Origin of the sequence: Amycolatopsis sp. NPDC049868 (assembly GCF_044461365.1) — a bacterium.
GTDB lineage: Bacteria > Actinomycetota > Actinomycetes > Mycobacteriales > Pseudonocardiaceae > Amycolatopsis.
The window spans coordinates 284,526-304,504 of sequence record NZ_JBITKV010000006.1 but is presented as its reverse complement, the minus strand read 5'-3'; the positions used below and the strand labels follow the sequence as shown (position 1 = coordinate 304,504).

Here is a 19,979-nt window from a genome sequence, read left to right as displayed (position 1 = left end):
AGTCTTCCTGTCCTGCCGTTAGGTCCTCTCGCCTCCCGGTGACCGGAGCGCTGTTCCGTGCGTCCGGCCGGGTTTCCTCCTGTCCAGCGCACGGCTCCTCCTGTTCACTTTCCACTTGGGAGTCGTCCGTTGCCCCTGTTCGTCTATGTCCTCGGCCTTGCCGTTTTCGCGCAAGGCACCTCCGAATTCATGGCCTCCGGTCTCGTACCGGGGATCGCCGGTGAGTTGTCGGTCCCGGTGGGCGCGGCCGCCGCGCTGACGTCGGCCTACGCCATCGGAATGATCGTCGGCGCTCCCGCGATGGCCGTGCTCAGCGCGCGCTGGCCCCGACGGCGAGCGTTGGCCGGGTTCCTGGCGGCCTTCGTCGTCGTGCACGTCATCGGCGCCGTCACGACGAGCTTCCCGCTGCTGTTCGGTACCCGGGTCGTCGCGGCGGTGGTCAACGCCGGATTCCTCGCCGTGGCGATGCCGGTCGCGGTCGCGCTGGCACCCCAAGGGAAGCAAGCGCGGGCGACCGCGATCCTGTTGGCGGGTATCACGTTGTCGTGTGTCGCCGGAGTGCCCGCGGGCGCCGTCCTCGGTGATCTCGCGGGCTGGCGTTCCGCGTTCTGGGCGGTCGCCGCGCTCTGCCTTCCCGCGCTGGTGCTGGTGTTCCGTTCGGCACCGGCCGACGCCGCAAGTCCGTCCGAAGTCTCGATCAGGCGCGAAGTGCACGAGCTGAAATCACCACCCGTACGACAGGCGATGCTCCTCGGCGCGCTGGTCAACGGTGCGACCTTCACGACGTTCGCCTTTCTCGCCGTCATCGCCACGGACGTCGCCCACCTTCCCACCGAAGCGGTTTCCGGTCTGCTGGCGGCGTTCGGCATCGGCGCGTTCCTCGGTGTCACGGTGGCGGGCCGCAAGGGGAACGGCGAACTCCGGCGAGGTCTGGTCCTCGGGTTGTGCGCCCTGCCGGTCGGCTGGGCGGCACTGGCCACGACCGGCGCGCAGCCGATCGCGTTGTTCGTCCTGGCGACCGTCCAAGGTGGACTGTCGTTCGGCTGTGGCTCCGCCCTCATCGCGCGGGTCATGCACGTGGCTCCCGGGGCGCCCACCCTGGGTGGCTCGTTCGCGACGGTCGCGTTCAACGTCGGTGCGTTCCTGGGGCCGGTGCTCGCCGGTTTCGTCACGGGGGCGACCGGTGACTACCGGGACGCCATCTGGATCAGTGCGGCGATCGCGCTTGTAGCGCTTCCGTTCGCTCTGCGGAGGAGGTCGCCGGTTCGCTCCTGAGCAGGCACGCCGGGATAGGTAACATCGGCCGGACCATGGAGATGATCACTGTCCCGGCGGGCCGGGCGACCCTGGCGGACCGGCGGACGCGGCGGAGCTGGACCGTCGATGTCGCGTCCTTCCTGCTCGCCCCGGTTCCGGTCACCCAGGAGACCGGCAGGCTTCCCCTCGTCGACGTCTCCTGGCAGGACGCCCTCCTGTTCTGTAACACCCTGTCCGAACGCGAGGGCCTGACTCCCGTCTATGAGCTGGATTCCCTGGCCTGGAACCACTCCGCGAACGGCTACCGGCTGCCCACCGAAGCGGAATGGGAACATGCCTGCCGTGCCGGCACGGCGGGTCCCCGCTACGGGCCGCTCGACGAGATCGCCTGGTACCGCGAGAACTCGGCGGAGTCCGTGCACGAGGTCGGCGGGAAGACCTCCAACGCGTGGGGCCTGCACGACATGCTCGGCAACGTCTGGGAGTGGTGCTGGGACGTGTACGACGCCGAGGTGTACGGCGAGTACCGGGTCTTGAAGGGCGGTGGCTGGTTCGACGAGCAGTGGAGCTGCCGGGCCTCGGTGCGACGCCGCAGCCACCCCACGTTCCGCGTCGACGATGTCGGCTTCCGCCTCGCTCGGTCACTGTGACCCCGGCCTCTCGTACGTGTTGATCACCCGATTGAATGACGCCAGGACACCCGGCCGGGGTGTCGGACCTCTGGAGGAAACCGTGACCGGAACCGCTCCCCGAGACGTCGAACGCGTCTACTCCACCGCCGACGTCGTCGCGAAACTGCGCAGGCTCGCCGACGCGCTGGAGTCCGAGACCTCGTTCCGCATCCAGATCGCCGGGGAACGGTTCCGCGTCCCCGCGCGTGCGCAGTTCTCGATCGAGCACGAGCGCGGTGACGGCGAGGAAGAGGTCGAGTTCCAGCTGAAGTGGAAGATCGAGGAGACCGACTCGGACGACGACTCCGAGGGCACCGTCGTCTGACGTTCTGTCCACAAAGGACCGGGCGGGCTCGTGTTTCATCAGCGGGCCCGCCCGCTTCTTCGCTACCGTCCGCTGGTGACCAAACGCTACGACCGCCGGGCGTTCGTCCTCGCGTACCTCGCGGCCCAGCCCGAGTACTCGCACGGGTTCAGCGATGACGATTCCGCGTACAACGACGCCCTCAGGGCCTACCGGGAACGGCTGCTCAAAGGGCTGGAGTCGCTCTTCGGCCTCGAACTGACCTGGGACGGCATCTCCGACAGGATCGACGGCTCCGCCCTGTTCATGCTGTTCAGCAGCGCTGCCCGGAAGCACCTGGAGGTCAAAGCCTCGGGTTTCCTCGAAGGCGGATTGCTCGTCAAGGTGCTGGAACGGGCCGGACAGGACGGGCCTGTGCTCGCGTCGATGAGCCGGAGCGTCGAACTGCGAGACAGGCTGCGGGAGTCCTACGTCGACACGATGGAACTGGTTCTCGGCATCCTGCTCGGCGAGCGGGCGGACGCTGTGTTCACTTCGGCCGACCTTCGCGGGGCCGGCGTGGATGACACCGAGCCTCGGGAAGGGTGAGCGGTAGTCGCCCGATCCATCAAACGATGCCGCCGTTGGCACGAAGGACCTGCCCGTTGACCCACCGCGCCGGTCCGGCGAGGAACGAGACGACCTCGGCGATGTCGGACGGGGTGCCGAGGCGTTCGAGCGGGGGCTGCGCCGCCATGCTCGCGATGGTCGCTTCGTCCTTGCCGTCGAGGAACAGCGCCGTGGCGGTCGGGCCGGGAGCGACCGCGTTCACGGTGATGTCGCGGCCGCGCAGTTCGCGGGCGAGGACCAGGGTGACGGCCTCGACCGCGCCCTTCGTGGCGGCATAGGCGGCGTATCCCGGCAGGGCGAGACCGAGCACCGACGTGGAGAAGTTGATGATCGCGCCGCCGTCGCGGACGCGCCGGGCGGCCTGCTGGTCGACCACGAAGGTGCCGCGGATATTGGTGCGGTGCAATCGGTCCAGCCGGTCGAGATCCAGTTCGGCCACCGGCGCGAGATACATGATGCCCGCGGCGTGGACCACGACGTCGACCCCGCCGAAGGTCTTCTCCGCGGTGTCGAACACGGCCGCGACGGCTTGCTCGTCGGCGACGTCGGCCTGGGCCGCGATCGCCTGGCCACCGCTGCCGGTGATCGCGTCGACCGCGGCCTGCGCCTCGTCCTCGTTGCCGCCGTATACGACGACGACCGCGAACCCATCGGACGCGAGCCGCTCGGCGGACTCCCTGCCGATGCCCCGCGACCCGCCGGTGACGATCGCTACGCGTGCCATGACATGCTCCCATCAGGTGTTTCCGTTGATAACGAGATAACAGTATCACTGATACCGGATCACTGCTACCAGCTGAGTGTTATCGTCGATTCATGACGTTGACGACGAAAGACCGGTTGGTCCGCGCGGCGGCGGAACTTCTGCGGGAGGGCGGGCGCGAGGCGTTGTCGACGCGTGCGGTCAGCGCCGCCGCCGGAGTGCAGGCGCCGACGCTCTACCGGACCTTCGGCGACAAGGACGGCCTGCTCGACGCCGTCGCCACGTACGGCTTCAAGAGCTATCTGGAGGGGAAGCACGCCCTCGGCGAGACCGACGACCCGGTGGGCGATCTGCGGCGAGGCTGGGACCTGCATGTCGAGTTCGGGCTGCGGCAGCCCGCCTTCTACATGCTCATGTACGGCGAGCCCCGCGTCCGTGAAGCCCGCCGCGAGGCGGACGCGATGCTCCGCCGGATCGTCGAACGCATCGCCGGGGCCGGCAGGCTGCGTGTCCCGGTCGAACAGGCCGCGCAGCTGGTGCACGCGACCGGGATGGGCGTGATCCTTACGTTCCTCGCCAGCCCGCCCGAGCAACGCGATCCGGATCTGATCGTCGCCGCGCGCGAACACGTCATCGCGGCCATCACCACCGACAGCGCGGACGACGCGTCGGACATCCCCAGCCGTGCGATCGCGCTCAAGGCCGCGCTGGAGAAGGAACCCGGGGACGTGCTGACCGCGGCCGAGCACGCGATGCTCGCCGAATGGCTCGACCGCCTCGCGCGGTGACCTACCGGCCGACGGCCTTCGCCGCCGCGACCGCCTGCCCGGCATAGGACCGTCCGAAAAGGACAGTGTGGACCAGTAGCGGGAACAGCTGGTGCGCGGCGATCCGGTCGGTCCAGCCGTCGGTGAGCGGGGCGACCTCCTGGTAGGCGGCGAGCACCCGGTCGAGCAACGGGCAGCCGAACAACTGCAGCATGGCGAGATCCGTTTCGCGGTGGCCGCCGTGCGCCGCCGGATCGATGAGCGAGGCTTCGACAGGTCCCCACAGCACATTGCCGTTCCACAGGTCGCCGTGCAGGCGCGCCGGAGGTTCGGCCACTTCCGGGAGCCGCGCACAGGCCCCCTCGACGACGGCGGCCTCGTCACTGTTCAGAGTGCCCTCGTCGACCGCGCGGCGGACATAGGGCAGGACCCGATGCTCGGCATACCACCGCGCCCAGTCCTCCCCCGGCGTGTTCTTCATCGGCGCCAAGCCGATCCACGCGTCGACGGGCCCGTCCGGCGGCGCCGCGCCGAACGCGGGCGCGCCCGCCGCGTGCAGCGCCGCGAGCCCCCGCCCCAGCCGCTCCGCCGCGTGATGCGTCGGCCGTCCTCCGCCGACCAGCTCCGTGACCAGCCACTCGTCGTCATGGCCGCGGACCCCGGGCACCCGCACGGCACCGGCTTCGCCCAGCCATCGCAGGCCCGCGGCCTCCGCGAGCGTGGCGTTCCGGGCGTGACCTCGTTTGACGACCACGGTGTCGCCGCTGTCCAGCACCACTTCGGTCACCCCGCTCGAGAGGTTTCTCTGCTCGGCGACAGCGCGGCCGGTGATCCTCATGGCAGCCTCGGCAGGCGGGGAAACCTGGGTCATGCCCGCAACCTACCTCCGCCCACGAATGGGACGACGCCCGGTTCAGCAGCGCCAGCACACGATTGAGCCGGGCGATCCGCCTAGCCGTGCGGGGCCTCGGCCCGATCTGTTCGCGGAGCCGGGCGGACGGTGCCTAGTTCGTGGCGGATGACCATTACCGCCAGGACCACGAGCCATGCGAAGTAGGCGTAGGCGTTGATGCGCTCGAATCCCCCTGCCCACGGGGTGTCGTTCTGCTCGATCCCGCGCATCGCGAGCGAAGACGCGATCCCGAAGGCCACGACCACGACGATCGTCGCGAGCGAGTAGCGGCGGAACCATCCTGGATAGGCGACGGCCGAGAGCGCCATCATCACCACCACGAGCAGGCTGAACACACCCGACAAGACGATGTGCATGGTGTCGTTGAACCCCGTCGCCCTGCCACGAGAGCTCATCGCCCAGAACGTGTGCGTCGCGATGCCCACGAGCACGAACTGCGTGAGCTGAAGGGCTCCGATCCACCACAGGCTCTTTCGCCGGGCCACCAGGAGAAGGCCGATCCCGAAGGCGAGCAGGAGCACGTTGTAGAGAAGGATCACCGTCACCATCAGTGGCCGCACGGGCGACCCGAAGGCGCTCAGCTCGCTGATCGCCTGGTCCAGATAGCGGTAACCGTCGTAGGCGGAGGCCGCCAGGAAATCCCCGATGACGTACACCACGACCGCCGCGACCGCGGCGAGGAGCAGGGTCTTCTTCATTTTCGACCTCCTGCCCCCATGGTCTTTTCGCGGCAGGCCATCGAGTCAGGGCCGGACGTCCCGTCGCCGGGTCCTTTCGTCCCGCTTTCCTCGCCACGGGACGAACCGCCCACTCATGCGGCGCGTTGACGCATTGCCCTCGTCGAGCGGCGGCGCGCGGCGGCCAGGCTGGCCCGGCACGCGGCGATCAGCCGGGCGGAGGCGGCGCTTTCGCCGTGGCCGCACCGAGGGCAGAACATCGTGACGTCACCGGACAGTTCGTCGACGGAGACGGTCAACGCGGTCGCGCACGAACGACACCAGCGATGCCGCGTGATCGGGTTGACGTGCAGCGGCGAAGCCACGCATTCGTGGATCCAGCGGCCGTGCACGTGGCAGGTCAGGCGGTCGTCCGGGGACAGGCGGCCGACGTCTTCCGCGTCGTCCTCCATCGCCAGCAGAACCGGCAGGGTGCGGCTCACCGGGTTCAGCCGCGTGGTCGAGGCCAGTGTCGTGGTGTTCATCGCTTTCTCCTTCCGGCTCTTAACAGGACGTCGAACGGGAAGAGCCAGATACGACACGGCCGGGCATCTTTTCCCGAAGAGCTCCCCCTCGCGGGTGAATTGATCTTGGTCGAATCCGAACCGTTACCCCATTCGGGTTAATGGCGCGTATCTTTCGGATCATGACGGCCGCACTCGTTTCACTGTCCACATCAGACAGTCACGGCCGCGGCTACCTGCTGTTTCCGCCCGCCGGCGGCACACTCCAGGCCTTCGAGCCGCTCGCCGGTGCGGCCGATGCGGACGTTCGAGGCGTCGAATACCCCGGACACGGGGAAATGCTCGCGGAACCACCTGCTTCGGCCGTCGAAGAACTCGCCGCGTACTCGGCCGCCGCGATGCCGACGGCCTGGTTCTCCCGTTCCGTGACGATCGGATTCGGCATGGGCGCCTTCGTCGCTTTGGAAACGGCTCAACGGCTGGGCGTGTCCCCTCGCGCGCTGATCGTCGTGGACGCCTGCGCCCCGCAACGGCGTTCGCCCGACAAGAACGCCAAAGCGGGGGCCTCGGCGATGGGCCGGGTGTTCGGCCGCACCGGACTCACCCCCGTCGCGGGCTATCGCGATTCACCCGAAGGCTGGGAGTACGCCCTGGACCTGCTGCTCGGCGATCTCCAGCTGCTGAACGCCTACCGTGGGCCGGCCAGGACCCAGCTCTCGTGCCCGATCGCGGCGATCCGCGGCGCCGACGATCCCGCGTCCGCTTCGGGCGACGACGCCACGGGCGGCTGGCGGGTGTGGACGTCCGGTCCGTTCGTGGGGCGCGTCGTCCCCGGCGGCTATCTGGGTGTTCTCGAATCCGGCCGGGAGGCCGAGTTCTGGGCGCGGATCCGTCGGCTGGAAGCGGCCTTCGTGGCCGCCGAGCCGGAAGTGGCCTAGCCGAGGTGACTTACACCGGTGACGTCGTCCGACGGTCGCCGGGCCCGAAGCCATCCCCTTAATTTCTTCCCGTACCAGGCGTTTCGCGGGAGGAATCAGGATGCTCAGCAGGAGAAGGTTCGCGCAGGCCGTCGTCGCCGCGACAGCGGGAGCCACCATGGCGGGCTGCTCGGCCCAGCCCGCGGCGGCACCGGCCACGACCGGCGGGAACACCTCGTTCGGCCCGCTCAAGCAGATCGACGCCGGCGAACTGAGCATCGGCTATGCCGAAGCAGGCCCCGCCGCCGGTCCGGTGGCGGTCCTCCTGCACGGCTGGCCTTACGACATCCACAGCTACGTCGACGTCACCCCGCGCCTGGTCGCGGCCGGATACCGGGTGATCGTGCCGTTCCTGCGCGGCTACGGACCGACGCGGTTCCTGTCGAAGGACACGTTCCGCAACGGCCAGCAGTCCGCCATCGCCGCCGACATCGTCGCGCTGCTGGACGCGCTCAAGATCGACAAGGCCGTCTTCGGTGGCTTCGACTGGGGCGCCCGCACGGCCGTGATCATCGCCGCGCTGTGGCCAGAGCGGTGCAAGGCGCTCGTGTCGGTGAGCGGCTACCTGGTGACCAACCGGGAGACGAACAAGCAGCCGCTCTCCCCCACCGCCGAGCTCGGCTGGTGGTACCAGTACTACTTCGCCACCGAGCGCGGCATCCTCGGCTACACGAAGAACCGTCACGACTTCAACAAGCTGATCTGGAAGATCGCGTCGCCGAAGTGGGCCTTCGACGACGCGACCTACGACCGTTCCGCGGCCTGCTTCGACAACCCGGACCACGTGGCCATCGTGATCCACAACTACCGGTGGCGGCTGAGCCTGGCCGAGGGAGACCCGAAACTCGACGCGCTTGAACAGAAGCTCGCGCAGGGGCCGGCGGTTTCGGTGCCCACCATCACGATCGGCAGCGACTTCGACGGCCCGAACACCGATGGCAAGGCGTACCGGTCGAAGTTCTCCGGCAGGTACGAGCACCGCGTCCTGAACGGGATCGGCCACAACGTCCCGCAAGAGGCACCGGAGGAGTTCGCCAAGGCCGTCATCGATGTCGACCGGTTCTAGCGGCCCCCGGTGAGGTGTTCGAGCGCCAGCTGGGACAAGCGGATGAAGCCGTAACCGCGTTCCGCCGCCTTCTCCGGATCGAAGTCCTCGAAAGCCGATCGGTCCGCCAGCAGATCCGCCGCCGTCTCGCCCTCGTTCAGGGTCGGCGTCGCCAGCTCGGGGACCAGGGCGGCGTCCAGCGCGGCCCGCACCTCGGGATCGGCGCGGAAAGCGCGGGCACGTTCGGCGAACAGCAGATAGCTGGCCATGTTGGCCTCGGCGCTGGCCCATACGCCGTCCATGTTCTCCGTGCGCAGCGGCTTGTAATCGAAGTGGCGCGGCCCGTCGTAGCCGCCGTGCTCCAGCAGGTCGACCAGGAAGAACGACGACAGCACGTCGCCGTGGCCGAACACGAGGTCCTGGTCGAACCGCGGGCCGCGCTGGCCGTTGAGGTCGATGTGGAACAGCTTGCCCTGCCACAGGGCCTGCCCGATGCCGTGAACGATGTTGAGCCCGGCCATCTGCTCGTGCCCGACCTCGGGGTTCACGCCGACGATCTCGTGGTTGTCGAGCGTCGAGATGAACGCGAGCGCGTGGCCGATGGTCGGCAACAGGATGTCGCCGCGAGGTTCGTTCGGCTTCGGCTCGAGCGCGAGCCGGAGGCCGTAGCCCTGGTCGAGGACGTACTGGGCGAGGAAGTCGATGCCCTCGCGGTAGCGATCCATCGCCGCGCGGACGTCCTTCGCGGCGTCGGTCTCGCTGCCTTCGCGTCCGCCCCAGAGCACGAACGTCGATGCGCCGAGTTCAGCGGCGAGGTCGAGATTCCGCAGCACCTTCCGCAGCGCGTAGCGGCGGACGTCGCGGTCGTTGCTGGTCAGGCCGCCGTCCTTGAAGACGGGGTGGCTGAACAGGTTCGTGGTCACCATCGGGACCACGAGACCGGTCTCGGCGAGCGCGCCCTGGAAACGCTTCAGCTGCCGCGCACGTTCCGTGTCGGCCGAACCGAACGGGACGAGGTCGTCGTCGTGGAAGGTGATCCCCCAGGCACCGAGGTCCGAGAGGCGGTGCACGGCCTCGACCGGGTCGAGCGGAGGACGGCTCGCCGGGCCGAACATGTCGTTCGCCTGCCAGCCCACGGTCCACAGCCCGAAGCTGAACTTGTCCTCACGCGTCGGTGCCTGAGCCATCTCGCCTCCAATTAGTTTGATGCCTGAACTTATCGACGCCCACCCCGGCGGGTCAAGGCTTTCGTTCAGGCATCGAACGAATACAATCGCGCGATGATCGGCACGCGCCCGGCGGGACAGCACACCGTGCGGCAGCACAACGCCGCACTCGTCCTCGGGGCGATCGCGGACGGTCCAGGCACGTCACGGGCAGGCCTGGCCGCCGTCACCGGCCTCACGAAGGCGACCGTGTCGACCGTGGTCGACCGGTTGATCGCGGCGGATCTCGTGGCCGAAGGCGAACCGGAGCAACGCGTCGGCCCCGGGCGGCGCGGCACCGTCGTTTCGCTCTCCCCCACCGGTCCGCACGGACTCGGCATCGAGATCGGCGTGGACTACCTGGCGTCCTGTCTCGTCGATCTGACCGGCGCCGTCCGCGCGCAGGAGGTCCGATACGCGGACAACCGGACCCCGCGTGTTTTCCAACGCGTATCGGCGTTCTTGCGTAAAGCCCGGAAGCAGGCGGACGCGCTGGGTGTCCCGGTCGGCGGCGTCGGTATCGCGGTTCCGGGCCTGGTCGAATCCGGCCTCGTGCGGCTCGCCCCCAACCTGGGCTGGCGCGACGTCGACCTCGCCGACCGGCTCGGTGGGACGTTCACCGTCGCCAACGAAGCGAACTTCGCGGCACTCGCCGAACTCTGGCACGGTTCTGCGTTGCCGGATTTCGTCCACGTGTCGGGCGAGATCGGAATCGGCGCGGGGATCGTGCTGGACCGTGCCCTGTTCGAGGGGGTCCGCGGCGCGGGCGGCGAGATCGGCCACCTGCCGGTGGCGCCCGACGGCCCGCCGTGTTCCTGCGGCGCGAACGGCTGTTTGGAACGTATGGCCGGCCAGGAGGAGATCCTGCGGCTCGCGGGCGCGGAAACGGTGGACGAGCTGATTTCCGCACTGGAATCCGGGAAGGCCGCCGCACTGTCCGCGGTGACCACCGCCGCCGGGCACCTCGGCGTCGGACTGTCCACTGTGGTCAATCTGATGGACGTTCCGGCGGTGGTGCTAGGCGGAACCTACGCGCGGCTGGAGCCGTGGTTGCGTGAGCCGCTCCTCGCCGAACTGGAACGCCGCGTGCCCAGCACGGCGTGGTCGCCGGTGCGTGTGGTCCGCTCGGCGCTCGGCACGGGGGCCGCCGTACGCGGCGCCGCCGGCTCGGTGATCCGCGGCATCCTCGCTGACCCCGAGCACCATCTCACGACTCACTCGCCAGCCGATCAGGACGCTCGGGATCGGTGACCCCGGGCAACGACGCCTCGATGGACAACGCGCGCTCCTCGATGTCCGCACGTTGGACACGCCGGGCGTAGGCGATCAGCTCGTCGCGATCCGCGTGCGGGAGCCAGCCCTGCTCACAGCCGGTCTCCAGCCGCACCAGGTACCGCACCAGCTCGGCCGACTCGGCGCCGAACTCCCGCATGCGGCGTGTCAGCAGTTCCGCCGCGGCGAGGTAGCCGTTGTTCCAAGCGTGGACCGCCAGCAGTTGCGCGGTCGCGGCGAGGATGTCGCCGAGGTGGAACCCGCCCTCCGCGGCGAGATGCCCGGCGAGCCGGAAACTGCGTCTGCCCTCGCCGACCGGACCCTCCTCGCGAATCGCTTCGAGCAGCGCCCCGATCTGCCGTGTCAGGTAGTCCTGACCCGCGTCCTCCACCGTCACCGCATTCCTCCTCCCAGTCGCCGCGATCGCAGGAAGGTGTCAATGGGGTGTACACCAGATACATCGAATGCCGAACCGTTATCACCCGAATGGCGTGTTCGGCGGCGTGCGTCGATCAACAGGGTGCCACCGCTCCGGTCTCGCCCGCGGCGCACCAACCCGGATGCTCGCGGAGCCACTTGTCGCGCTGTTCCTCGACGTCGCGCTGCGTCATCCCGCGTCCGGCGTTCACGCAGCCGCCGGTCTGGCATTTGGTGTCGGTCCCCGGCTCGTAGCACTGATTCTCGTTCTTGCGGCAGGCCGCTCTGCGCTGGTCCGCCTTCGTCTTGGCGGGCACCTTGCTCGTGGTCGGCGCCGCGGTGACCGACGTGGTCACGACCGTCGTGGTCACCACAGTGCTCGGCGGGTCGGTAGCGGCCGGTCCGACGCTCGTCGTGACCGTGACGGCGGGACGTGACGCCGGTTCCGACCGCGCGCAGGCAGGCGCGATGAAGACCGCGGCGACCGCGATCAAGACCAGGGCACGCGCCACGATTCCTCCGCCTCCGCCATCGAACCTGCCTGTATTCGGCGGAAGCGCGGAGAGCGTTACAGCGTCAGCTCGTGGTGGCGGTGTTGATCGCCCGCGCGTAGTCGGCGGCCGTGCCCTGCGCCGAACACTTCTTGATGTCGTCGTAGAGCCACATGAAGCCACCTGGGATCCCCGCCGACGACTTCCAGGCCCTCATCTTGCTCTCCACCTGAGCAGGCGAGTCCCCCGCGGTGCAGCCGGAGCCGTTCTTGCTCCAGAGCCCCGGATCCACCGGCATGCCGAGCGACCGCGTCCAGGTCGCCGGATCGTTCCCGCTGCCACCCGCGTATGCCTGCAGGTACACGCGATCGACCAGACCGCCGAGCCCGTTCTTCACGCCTTGCCAGTACGACACCGCGGTGTACGGAGCGAGCGTGAAGTTCCGGTAGCCCATGGCGTTCGCCATCCGCGCGAAAGTCACGGTGGAGTCGACGTCGTAGTGCGCTTCGTCGTCGTTGTTGATCGCGTCCGCGCCGGTGGCGTTCTTCAGCGCCAGGAAGTTGCGGTACAGCACGGTCCCGCTGCCGGTGCCGTCGCGCGTGATCAGGTTGTCGATGGCTTGCCAGTCCGGTGTGCCCCAGGCACCGACCGAGACCTCGATACGATCGACCGACGTCGGAGCCTGCTTCAGCGTCCGCAGCCGCGCCAGCCACCCCGCGTCGCCGACGTACTGGCCGTCCTTGACCACGAGATGATCGTTGTAGTACAGATCCCCGTTGTCGTGGACGTGAATGCTCCACAGGATGACCGTGGTGAAACCCGACGACCGCAGGACGTCCATGACGCCCTGTCCGTCCTGATAGAACGGTCCCCCGCCGTAGATCGCGGACCGGCCGGCCGCTGCGGGGCCCACCTGCGCTTCGGCTGTTTCCGGTTGAGTCGTTTGGACGATCGACGCGGCGACCACCAAAGCCACCGCCGTACGCACCCAGGTCCACCGCATCAGGTCAGCTCCCTTCGGCCCGCATCGGAGGGTATGAGATTTTCCAACGGTGCGGCCAGGTTTGTTCAGCGACCTGTCCGGTGGAATGGACCATTCGGCTCACGCCACCAGTCGCTCGACGACCAGAAGTGTTCCCACCACGATCATCGAGGCGCCGGAGATCCGGGAAACGACGCGGGAAACCGCGGGACGGGCGCGCAGCAACGCTTGTGCTCCCACGCCGACGCACGGGTAGACCATCGCGCAGGTGCCGACGAAGGTGAGGCCGAGAACAGCCAGCTGGACCGGCATCGGCCAGCGCGCGGCCGGATCGGCGAACTGCGGCAGCATCGCGACGAAGACCAGTAGTCCCTTGGGGTTCAGTCCGCTGACCGCCATCCCTTCCAGCAGAGTGCCGCCTCGGCTCCCGGCCTCCCCGGGTGCACTGGCAGGCTTCGCCGGCGAGCGCACCGTCTTGAATCCGAGCCAGATCAGGTAGAGCCCGCCGGCGACGGTGAGCGCGAGCAACGCGATCGGCGTCGACGCGACGAGGACGCCCAGCCCCGCGGCGACCACGAGCGTCATGGCCAGGTAGCCGAGAACGATGCCACCGGCGGCGGGCAGGACCTGGCGACGCAGGCCTGCGCTGATCGCGAAGGCCCAGTCGGCGCCGGGCACCGCGATGAGCAGGGCGGCGACGCCCCAGAAGGCGAGAACTGATCCGAGAGGCATGCTCGGAAAGCTATTCGCGATTCGCCCAAAGGTGCTTTCAACTTCTACCTCGAAGCCGGACCAGCGTGGAAGAATCTTCCACATGGACGCTGTCGATCGGAAGATTCTTGCCATCCTGCAGGAGGAGGGACGTCTGACGCTCACCGAACTGGCCGAGCGGGTCCAGCTGAGCGCGTCGCCGTGCCACCGCCGGCTGCGTGCGCTCGAACGGGACGGCACGATCAGCGCGTACCGGGCGGTGGTCGATCCCGCCGCGCTGGGACTGAACTTCGAGGCGCTCGTGTTCGTCACCATGCGGCAAGAGGACCGCGAGACGCTGCTGGGCTTCGAAGACGCCGTCACACGCATCCCGAACGTCCTGCTCGCGCAGCGTCTTTTCGGCGACCCCGACTACCTGCTCCGCATCGTCACCGCCGACCTCGCCGCGTACCAGCGGCTCGAAGACGACGTGCTGTCCGCGCTGCCGGGGGGTGCAGCGGCTGAACTCGACGCTCGTGATGAAGCAGGTGGTCAATGACCGGCCGCTGCCCACCACGCCCAGTACATGAAGGCCCCCATCATTGCGCCTATGTACAGGAAGGGGACCTTCATGTACTGGCGGAGTGGTGTGTGCTGAAGGCTCCCTTCACCGAGTCTGATGCGACGAAGGGAGCCTTCGCCCCCCGGCGGCTACGGGGAGCGGCGCTTTGGACCCGATGATCGCCACACTCGCTCTAGGTACACCAGCAGCCACAGCGGTCACATTTGCCGCGCGTGAAGGCCCCCTTCCCTCGGCTCAGCCGAGGAAACTCGACCTTCACACCACGCCCAGTACATGAAGGCCCCCATCATTGCGCCTATGTACAGGAAGGGGACCTTCATGTACTTCAGGCAAGCAGGGCGCGGATACCTTTTGGCTTACCACTCACGAGGGGCGACGCCCGGCTGCTCCTCGAAGATCAGCCACGTCCGCGTCGACCGCACGCCGTCCAGCGCCTGCAACCGTTCCAGCACGACATCTCGCAGCGAGGCGTTGTCCGGAGTCCGCACCAGCAGCAGGATGTCGAAGTCGCCACCGACGAGCGAGACGTGCTCGACGAACGGGATCTCCCGTAACTCCGCCGACATCGTGCGCCACGACGTCTGCTCGACGGTGATCAGGATGTACGCGCTCGTCCCGAGCCCTGCCAGCCGAGGGTCGATCCGGGCGCCGAAGCCGGTGATGACGCCTTCGGACATCAGCCTGTCCAGCCGCGCGTAGGCGTTGGTGCGCGAGATGTGCAGCCGTTCCGCCAGTGCCCGGACGGCGAGCCTGCCGTCGGCGGTCAGCTCGGCGAGGATGGCGCGATCGATGTCGTCGAGGGCAAGGACCGTTCGTCCCGAATCCGGCTCGTGAGCCACGCCACTATTGGACGTCTTGCTCGTCTGAACCGATTCTGCGGGCAGTTTGTCGCTCATTTCGCGCGCCTCTTGAACACTGGGACTCCAGAAACCACCATCTCAGCATCATATGTCTGTGAAAGGTGGTGCTGCGCCATGTCGCGGGAGACCCCTGCCGCCGCGTTGCTGCCGTCCGGAATCCCGGTGCGGTTCCTCGCCGAGGACGGCACGCGCGTCGACGAGCACGGTGACTACACCGTGCCGCCGTCCGAACGGCTCGTCGAGGCCTATCGGCTGATGGTGCTCGGCCGCCGGTTCGACGCGCAGGCGACCGCGCTGACCAAGCAGGGCCGCCTCGCCGTGTACCCGTCCAGTGCCGGCCAGGAGGCCTGCCAGGTCGCGAGCGCGCTCGCCCTCACCGACGCCGACTGGCTCTTCCCCACCTATCGCGACTCGGTCGCGCTCGTCGCTCGCGGCCTCGAACCGGGCGAGATCCTGACGCTGCTCCGCGGCGACGCGCACTGCGGCTACGACCCCGCCGAGACCCGCGTCGCACCCCAGTGCACCCCGCTGGCGACGCAGACTCTCCACGCCGCCGGGCTCGCCCACGCGCTGCACCGCCGCGGCGAGGACGCCGTCGCGTTCGCGCTCATCGGCGACGGCGCCACCAGTGAAGGCGACTTCCACGAGGCGCTCAACTTCGCCGCCGTGTTCAAGGCGCCGGTGGTGTTCTTCGTGCAGAACAACGGGTTCGCGATCTCGGTGCCGTTCGAGAAGCAGAGCGCCGCACCCGCGCTGGCCTACAAGGGGGTCGGCTACGGCGTCCGTTCCGAACAGGTCGACGGCAACGACGCCCTCGCCGTCCTTTCCGTCCTGGACGACGCCGTCGCGCACGCGCGGGCCGGTCGCGGGCCGGTCCTGGTGGAGGCGCACACGTACCGGATCGACGCGCACACCAACGCCGACGACGCCACCCGCTACCGCGACCAGGCCGAGGTCGAGAAGTGGCGCGGGGCCGACCCGGTTCGCCGGCTGGAGACCTACCTGACCAACGAGAACCTGTTGTCCGGCGAAGACATCGAGCGATTCCGAGCCGAGGCGGAGACCTTCGCCGCCGGGGTGCGCGACACCCTCAACGCCGACGTGGAGCCGGATCCCTTGTCGCTGTTCGAGCACGTGTACGCCGTTCCGACCCGTCAGCTGGCCGCCCAGCGGGCGCTGGTCGCGGCCGAACTGGAGGCCTGATGACCGAGATCTCGATGGCACAAGCGCTCAACGCCGCTCTGCGGGACGCGGTCAAGGACGACGACCGAGTGCTGATCTTCGGCGAGGACGTCGGCCCGCTCGGCGGCGTGTTCAGGGTGACCGACGGCATCACCGCCGACTTCGGCGAGGAACGCTGTTTCGACACACCTCTGGCCGAGTCCGGCATCGTCGGCTTCGCGGTCGGGATGGCGATGGGCGGGTTCCGTCCGGTGGTCGAAATGCAGTTCGACGCCTTCGCCTACCCCGCGTTCGAGCAGATCACCTCGCACGTCGCGAAGCTGCGGAACCGCACCCGCGGCGCCTTGTCGCTGCCGATGGTCATCCGGATCCCCTACGCGGGCGGGATCGGCGGCGTGGAGCACCACTGCGATTCGAGCGAGGCCTACTACACCCATACGCCCGGCCTGCGCGTGGTCACGCCCGGCACTCCTCAGGACGCCTACGACCTCCTGCGCGACGCGATCGACTCGCCGGATCCGGTGATCTTCCTCGAACCCAAATGCCGCTATTGGTCGAAGGAACCCGTGTCCTTCACCCGTGACGGCGCGGCCATGGACCGCGCCGTCGTGCGCCGCGAGGGCAAGGACGTCACGTTGATCGCGTACGGCCCGATGGTCGCCACCGCGCTGGAGACCGCGGAGGCCGCGACCGCCGAAGGCTGGGACGTCGAGGTGGTCGATCTCCGGTCGCTGAGCCCGTTCGACGACGAGACCGTCGCCGCCTCGGTGCGCCGCACGGGACGCGCGGTCGTCGTCCACGAGGCCGCCGGGTTCGGCGGCTACGGCGCCGAGGTGGTCGCCCGGATCACCGAACAGTGCTTCCATCAGCTGCACGCGCCCGTGCTGCGCGTGACCGGGCTCGACATCCCTTACCCGCCGCCGAAACTGGAGCGTCATCAGCTTCCGGACGTCGACCGGATCCTGGACACCGTCGCCCGGCTGCAGTGGAACGACGAACCGGTGGTGGCCGGTGCCTGACTTCCTGCTCCCCGACCTCGGCGAGGGCCTGACCGAAGGCACCATCGTCACCTGGCTCGTCGCGGAGGGCGACACCGTCGGCGTCGACCAGCCCGTCGTCGAAGTCGAGACCGCGAAGGCCGCCGTCGAGGTGCCGGTGCCGTTCGCCGGTGTCGTCACCCGCCTCCACGGTGAACCCGGCCAGTCGCTGCCCGTCGGCGCTCCCCTGCTCACCATCGGCCCCGGGTTCGCCGAACCCGGCGTGACGACCGCGAGCGAAGGCAGCGGCAACGTCCTCATCGGCTACGGCACCACGACCACCACCAAGCGCCGCCGGACCCGCACCGTCGTCGCCACCCCGGAGAAGCCGTCGAAAGCGCCGGGTGTGATCTCGCCGTTCGTCCGCAAGATGGCCGCGGACAACAAGATCGATCTGACGAAGCTGACCGGCAGCGGTCCGGGCGGCATCATCCGGCGCGCCGACGTCGAAGCGGCCCTCGCCGTCCCCGAGCAGCGAGACGGCGAGACGCGGATCCCGCTGACGGGGGTCCGCAAGGCGGTCGCGGACAAGCTGACGACTTCGCGGCGGCAGATCCCCGAGGCGACGGTGTGGGTCGACGTCGACGCGACCGGACTCGTCGCCGCGCGGAAATCGCTCAACGCCTCGGCGCCGGATCGCCCGGTCAGCCTCCTCGGCCTCGTCGCCCGGTTCGCCGTCGCGGGTCTGCGGAAGTTCCCCGAGCTGAACTCGCGCGTCGAAGGCGACGAGATCGTCCAGCTTCGGGACATCAACCTCGGCTTCGCCGCGCAGACCGACCGCGGTCTCGTCGTGCCGGTGGTCCGCGACGCGGGTTCACTGTCCACAAGGGAGCTTTCGGCGGCGATCGGTGACCGGACCACGCAGGCCAGGGAAGGAAAGCTCGGCCCGGCGGGCCTCACCGGCGGGACCTTCACGGTCAACAACTACGGGGTGTTCGGGGTGGACGGCTCCGCCGCGATCATCAATCACCCGGAGGCGGCGATCCTCGGCATCGGCCGGATCATCGACCGTGCCTGGGTGGTCGACGGCGAGCTGGTGGCGAGGAAGATCTGCGAGCTGACGCTGGCGTTCGACCACCGCGTGTGCGACGGCGGGACCGCCGGCGGATTCCTGCGGTTCGTCGCCGACTGCGTCGAATCGCCGATCACCGCGCTCGGGGATCTTTGACCGGGTCGCACAACTCGCGGTTGTGACCCGCCAACGACCCGTTGTTCGACTTCGGGGCACCGGATTGCTTTGATCTCGCGGGTGGGTGGGAGATCGCTGGGGCGACGGTTCGGCTGGCTGTGGGCGGCATACGCGGCGAGCGCGTTCGGGACCAGGTTCGCGTTCGACGCGTTCAGCCTGATCGCCATCGTGGTGCTCGGCGCGGGCACCGCCGAGGTCTCGCTGCTGGCGGCCGCCGGCCTCGTCGTGGGCGCCGTGGTCGCGCTGCCGCTCGGCCCCTGGGTCGAGTTCCGCCGCAAACGGCCGGTGATGATCGCGATGGACCTCGTCCGGTGCGTGGCGCTGCTGACCGTCCCAGTGGCGTACGCGTTCGGGCTGCTCGGCTTCGGCCAGCTTCTCGCGGTGTCCGTCGTCGTCGCGGCGGCCGACATCACGTTCCTGGCCGCCAGTGGGGCGTTTCTGAAAACCCTGCTGCCCCGGGAGGATTTGCTGGTCGCGAACGCCCGGTTCGAGTCGACCACCTGGACGGCGACCGTACTGGGGCCGCCACTCGGCGGTTTCGCGGTCGGCCTGTTCGGGCCGGTGATCACGATCGCCGCCGACGCGGTCAGCTATCTGCTTTCGGCGGCCGGGATCCGTGCCGTCGGTGGTTCGGAGCCGCCACCCGCGAAGCCGGAAGGTTCCCGGCTGACCGGCCGCGACCTGCGGGAAGGCTGGCGGTTCATCCTCACCCATCCGTTGCTGCGGCCTCTGTTCGTCAACACGACCGTGGTCAACGGCCTGATCATGGCGACCGCGCCGCTGTTCGCCGTTTTGATGCTCGGGCAACTCGGCTTCGCGCCATGGGAGTACGCGGTCGCCTTCGCCGTGCCCTGTCTCGGCGGGTTGATCGGGGCGCGGCTCTCGCGGCCCTTGGTCGCCCGGTACGGCCGGGACAGGGTCCTCTTCGTCTCCGGTTGGCTTCGGGTCTGCTGGCCCGTCGGGCTGGTCTTCATCCAGCCCGGTGTTCCCGGGATGATCCTGGTGATCCTCGTCGAGCTCTGCCTGATCACCTGCATCGGTGTGTACAACCCGGTGCTCGCCACCACCAGGCTCGAACAGGTGCCCCTCGACCGCGCCGCCCGCACGCTGTCGGCCTGGTCGATCGCCGGGAAGCTCACCACCGCCACGCTGACCGCGCTGTGGGGCCTGCTCGCCACGTTCACCGGCCCGCGTGCCGCGGTCGGCATCGCGGGAGCGCTCATGCTCGCGACGCCGCTCCTGCTCCCGCGAAACCGTCGTACCCCTGTGCCAGTATCCGCGCATGTCGATCAAGAGAGTGGTCACCGACCTCGAGACCCGGACGATGGAGGAGGCGAAGGCCTTCTACGTACAGGTCCTCGGCTTCGAGGTGGTGATGGACCACGGCTGGATCGTGACCCTGGCCGACCCGGAGCGGCCGGCGGTCCAGCTGAGCCTCATGACCCATGACGAGACGGCGCCCGTCGTACCGATCGCTTCGATCGAGGTCGACGACGTCGACGCGAGGTACGCGGCCGCCAAGGCCTCCGGCGCGGAGATCGTGCACGAACTGACCGACGAGCCGTGGGGTGTCCGGCGGTTCTTCGTCCGCGACCCGAGCGGGCACGTGGTCAACGTCCTGTCGCACCGCTGACGTCCGAAGGGG

The 19,979-nt window shown here is 68.9% G+C and carries 23 protein-coding genes and 1 pseudogene; 14 read left to right on the top strand and 10 right to left on the bottom strand.

Annotated elements, in window-relative coordinates:
* The first annotated feature begins 129 nt into the window (after positions 1-129).
* The 4 genes from ACIBTM_RS25815 (at position 130) to ACIBTM_RS25800 (ending at position 2,820) form a co-directional block, all read left to right on the top strand.
* The gene (locus tag ACIBTM_RS25815) at positions 130-1,275 is read left to right on the top strand and encodes a Cmx/CmrA family chloramphenicol efflux MFS transporter (protein WP_395879695.1); all 1,146 of its coding nucleotides are present in this window, start codon (positions 130-132) and stop codon (positions 1,273-1,275) included.
* A 35-nt stretch (positions 1,276-1,310) separates the two neighbouring features.
* Positions 1,311-1,907, top strand: a complete 597-nt coding sequence (locus tag ACIBTM_RS25810) for a formylglycine-generating enzyme family protein (RefSeq protein ID WP_395879694.1) — start codon at positions 1,311-1,313, stop codon at positions 1,905-1,907.
* Between the two features lie 82 nt (positions 1,908-1,989).
* A complete protein-coding gene (locus ACIBTM_RS25805; protein ID WP_125677397.1) occupies positions 1,990-2,253 on the top strand; it encodes an amphi-Trp domain-containing protein in 264 nt (87 codons plus the stop codon).
* A 75-nt stretch (positions 2,254-2,328) separates the two neighbouring features.
* A complete protein-coding gene (locus tag ACIBTM_RS25800; RefSeq protein WP_395879693.1) occupies positions 2,329-2,820 on the top strand; it encodes a hypothetical protein in 492 nt (163 codons plus the stop codon).
* Positions 2,821-2,839: 19 nt separating this feature from the next.
* On the opposite strand, the gene ACIBTM_RS25795 is transcribed toward ACIBTM_RS25800, so the two are convergent.
* Positions 2,840-3,565: an SDR family oxidoreductase gene (locus ACIBTM_RS25795; RefSeq protein WP_395879692.1), complete on the bottom strand. Its 726-nt coding sequence runs from the start codon at positions 3,563-3,565 to the stop codon at positions 2,840-2,842.
* Positions 3,566-3,657: 92 nt separating this feature from the next.
* Here ACIBTM_RS25795 and ACIBTM_RS25790 point away from each other — a divergent pair, with 92 nt between their 5' ends.
* Positions 3,658-4,332: a TetR/AcrR family transcriptional regulator gene (locus ACIBTM_RS25790; protein WP_395879691.1), complete on the top strand. Its 675-nt coding sequence runs from the start codon at positions 3,658-3,660 to the stop codon at positions 4,330-4,332.
* 1 nt (position 4,333) lies between these two features.
* Here ACIBTM_RS25790 and ACIBTM_RS25785 read toward each other — a convergent pair whose 3' ends face one another.
* From ACIBTM_RS25785 to ACIBTM_RS25775, 3 genes are all read right to left on the bottom strand, one after another.
* Positions 4,334-5,182: a fructosamine kinase family protein gene (locus tag ACIBTM_RS25785; protein WP_395879690.1), complete on the bottom strand. Its 849-nt coding sequence runs from the start codon at positions 5,180-5,182 to the stop codon at positions 4,334-4,336.
* A gap of 80 nt (positions 5,183-5,262) precedes the next feature.
* A complete protein-coding gene (locus ACIBTM_RS25780) occupies positions 5,263-5,922 on the bottom strand; it encodes a DUF998 domain-containing protein (RefSeq protein WP_395879689.1) in 660 nt (219 codons plus the stop codon).
* A gap of 113 nt (positions 5,923-6,035) precedes the next feature.
* Positions 6,036-6,425 carry a hypothetical protein gene (locus ACIBTM_RS25775; RefSeq protein WP_395879688.1) on the bottom strand — a complete coding sequence of 130 codons (390 nt, stop codon included), beginning with the start codon at positions 6,423-6,425 and terminating at the stop codon, positions 6,036-6,038.
* 161 nt (positions 6,426-6,586) lie between these two features.
* On the opposite strand from ACIBTM_RS25775, the gene ACIBTM_RS25770 reads away from it, so the two are divergent.
* Together ACIBTM_RS25770 and ACIBTM_RS25765 are read left to right on the top strand one after the other, a co-directional pair.
* Positions 6,587-7,342 carry a thioesterase II family protein gene (locus ACIBTM_RS25770; RefSeq protein WP_395879687.1) on the top strand — a complete coding sequence of 252 codons (756 nt, stop codon included), beginning with the start codon at positions 6,587-6,589 and terminating at the stop codon, positions 7,340-7,342.
* 100 nt (positions 7,343-7,442) lie between these two features.
* Positions 7,443-8,447, top strand: a complete 1,005-nt coding sequence (locus ACIBTM_RS25765) for an alpha/beta fold hydrolase (RefSeq protein ID WP_395879686.1) — start codon at positions 7,443-7,445, stop codon at positions 8,445-8,447.
* On the opposite strand, the gene xylA is transcribed toward ACIBTM_RS25765, so the two are convergent.
* Entirely contained in the window at positions 8,444-9,613 is a 1,170-nt protein-coding gene (gene xylA / locus ACIBTM_RS25760; protein WP_395879685.1) for a xylose isomerase, read from the bottom strand. The two genes, ACIBTM_RS25765 and xylA, sit on opposite strands and share 4 nt — an antisense overlap.
* 93 nt (positions 9,614-9,706) lie before the next feature.
* Between xylA and ACIBTM_RS25755 the strand changes: the two genes are divergently transcribed.
* Complete coding sequence (locus ACIBTM_RS25755; protein ID WP_395879684.1) at positions 9,707-10,882, top strand: ROK family protein; 1,176 nt, start codon at positions 9,707-9,709, stop codon at positions 10,880-10,882.
* Here the strand turns inward: ACIBTM_RS25755 and ACIBTM_RS25750 are convergent.
* The 4 genes from ACIBTM_RS25750 to ACIBTM_RS25735 all read right to left on the bottom strand — a co-directional run bounded on the left by ACIBTM_RS25750 (position 10,839) and on the right by ACIBTM_RS25735 (position 13,525).
* Entirely contained in the window at positions 10,839-11,300 is a 462-nt protein-coding gene (locus ACIBTM_RS25750; protein ID WP_395879683.1) for a hypothetical protein, read from the bottom strand. The genes ACIBTM_RS25755 and ACIBTM_RS25750 overlap by 44 nt on opposite strands.
* A 115-nt stretch (positions 11,301-11,415) precedes the next feature.
* On the bottom strand, positions 11,416-11,832 hold the full coding sequence (locus ACIBTM_RS25745; RefSeq protein WP_395879682.1) for a hypothetical protein: 417 nt from the start codon (positions 11,830-11,832) through the stop codon (positions 11,416-11,418).
* Positions 11,833-11,896: 64 nt separating this feature from the next.
* The gene (locus ACIBTM_RS25740; protein WP_395879681.1) at positions 11,897-12,814 is read right to left on the bottom strand and encodes a lysyl endopeptidase; all 918 of its coding nucleotides are present in this window, start codon (positions 12,812-12,814) and stop codon (positions 11,897-11,899) included.
* 99 nt (positions 12,815-12,913) lie between these two features.
* Positions 12,914-13,525, bottom strand: coding sequence for a LysE family translocator (locus tag ACIBTM_RS25735; protein ID WP_395879680.1), 612 nt, complete (start codon positions 13,523-13,525; stop codon positions 12,914-12,916).
* Positions 13,526-13,607: 82 nt separating this feature from the next.
* Between ACIBTM_RS25735 and ACIBTM_RS25730 the strand changes: the two genes are divergently transcribed.
* Complete coding sequence (locus ACIBTM_RS25730) at positions 13,608-14,042, top strand: Lrp/AsnC family transcriptional regulator (protein WP_395879679.1); 435 nt, start codon at positions 13,608-13,610, stop codon at positions 14,040-14,042.
* Between the two features lie 380 nt (positions 14,043-14,422).
* Here ACIBTM_RS25730 and ACIBTM_RS25725 read toward each other — a convergent pair whose 3' ends face one another.
* Positions 14,423-14,905: an Lrp/AsnC family transcriptional regulator gene (locus ACIBTM_RS25725; RefSeq protein ID WP_395879678.1), complete on the bottom strand. Its 483-nt coding sequence runs from the start codon at positions 14,903-14,905 to the stop codon at positions 14,423-14,425.
* Positions 14,906-15,040: 135 nt separating this feature from the next.
* Here ACIBTM_RS25725 and pdhA point away from each other — a divergent pair, with 135 nt between their 5' ends.
* From pdhA to ACIBTM_RS25700, 5 genes and pseudogenes are all read left to right on the top strand, one after another.
* Positions 15,041-16,129, top strand: coding sequence for a pyruvate dehydrogenase (acetyl-transferring) E1 component subunit alpha (gene pdhA / locus ACIBTM_RS25720; RefSeq protein WP_395879677.1), 1,089 nt, complete (start codon positions 15,041-15,043; stop codon positions 16,127-16,129).
* Positions 16,129-17,127, top strand: a complete 999-nt coding sequence (locus ACIBTM_RS25715) for an alpha-ketoacid dehydrogenase subunit beta (protein ID WP_395879676.1) — start codon at positions 16,129-16,131, stop codon at positions 17,125-17,127. Before pdhA ends, ACIBTM_RS25715 begins: the two co-directional genes overlap by 1 nt.
* The gene (locus ACIBTM_RS25710) at positions 17,120-18,313 is read left to right on the top strand and encodes a dihydrolipoamide acetyltransferase family protein (protein WP_395879675.1); all 1,194 of its coding nucleotides are present in this window, start codon (positions 17,120-17,122) and stop codon (positions 18,311-18,313) included. Before ACIBTM_RS25715 ends, ACIBTM_RS25710 begins: the two co-directional genes overlap by 8 nt.
* Positions 18,314-18,394: 81 nt before the next feature.
* Positions 18,395-19,783 (top strand): MFS transporter, encoded by a 1,389-nt coding sequence (locus ACIBTM_RS25705; protein ID WP_395879674.1) that lies wholly within the window; start codon positions 18,395-18,397, stop codon positions 19,781-19,783.
* A pseudogene (locus ACIBTM_RS25700) lies at positions 19,692-19,967 on the top strand (VOC family protein); the annotation flags it as partial. The gene ACIBTM_RS25705 and the pseudogene ACIBTM_RS25700, both read left to right, overlap by 92 nt.
* Between the last annotated feature and the right edge of the window lie 12 nt (positions 19,968-19,979).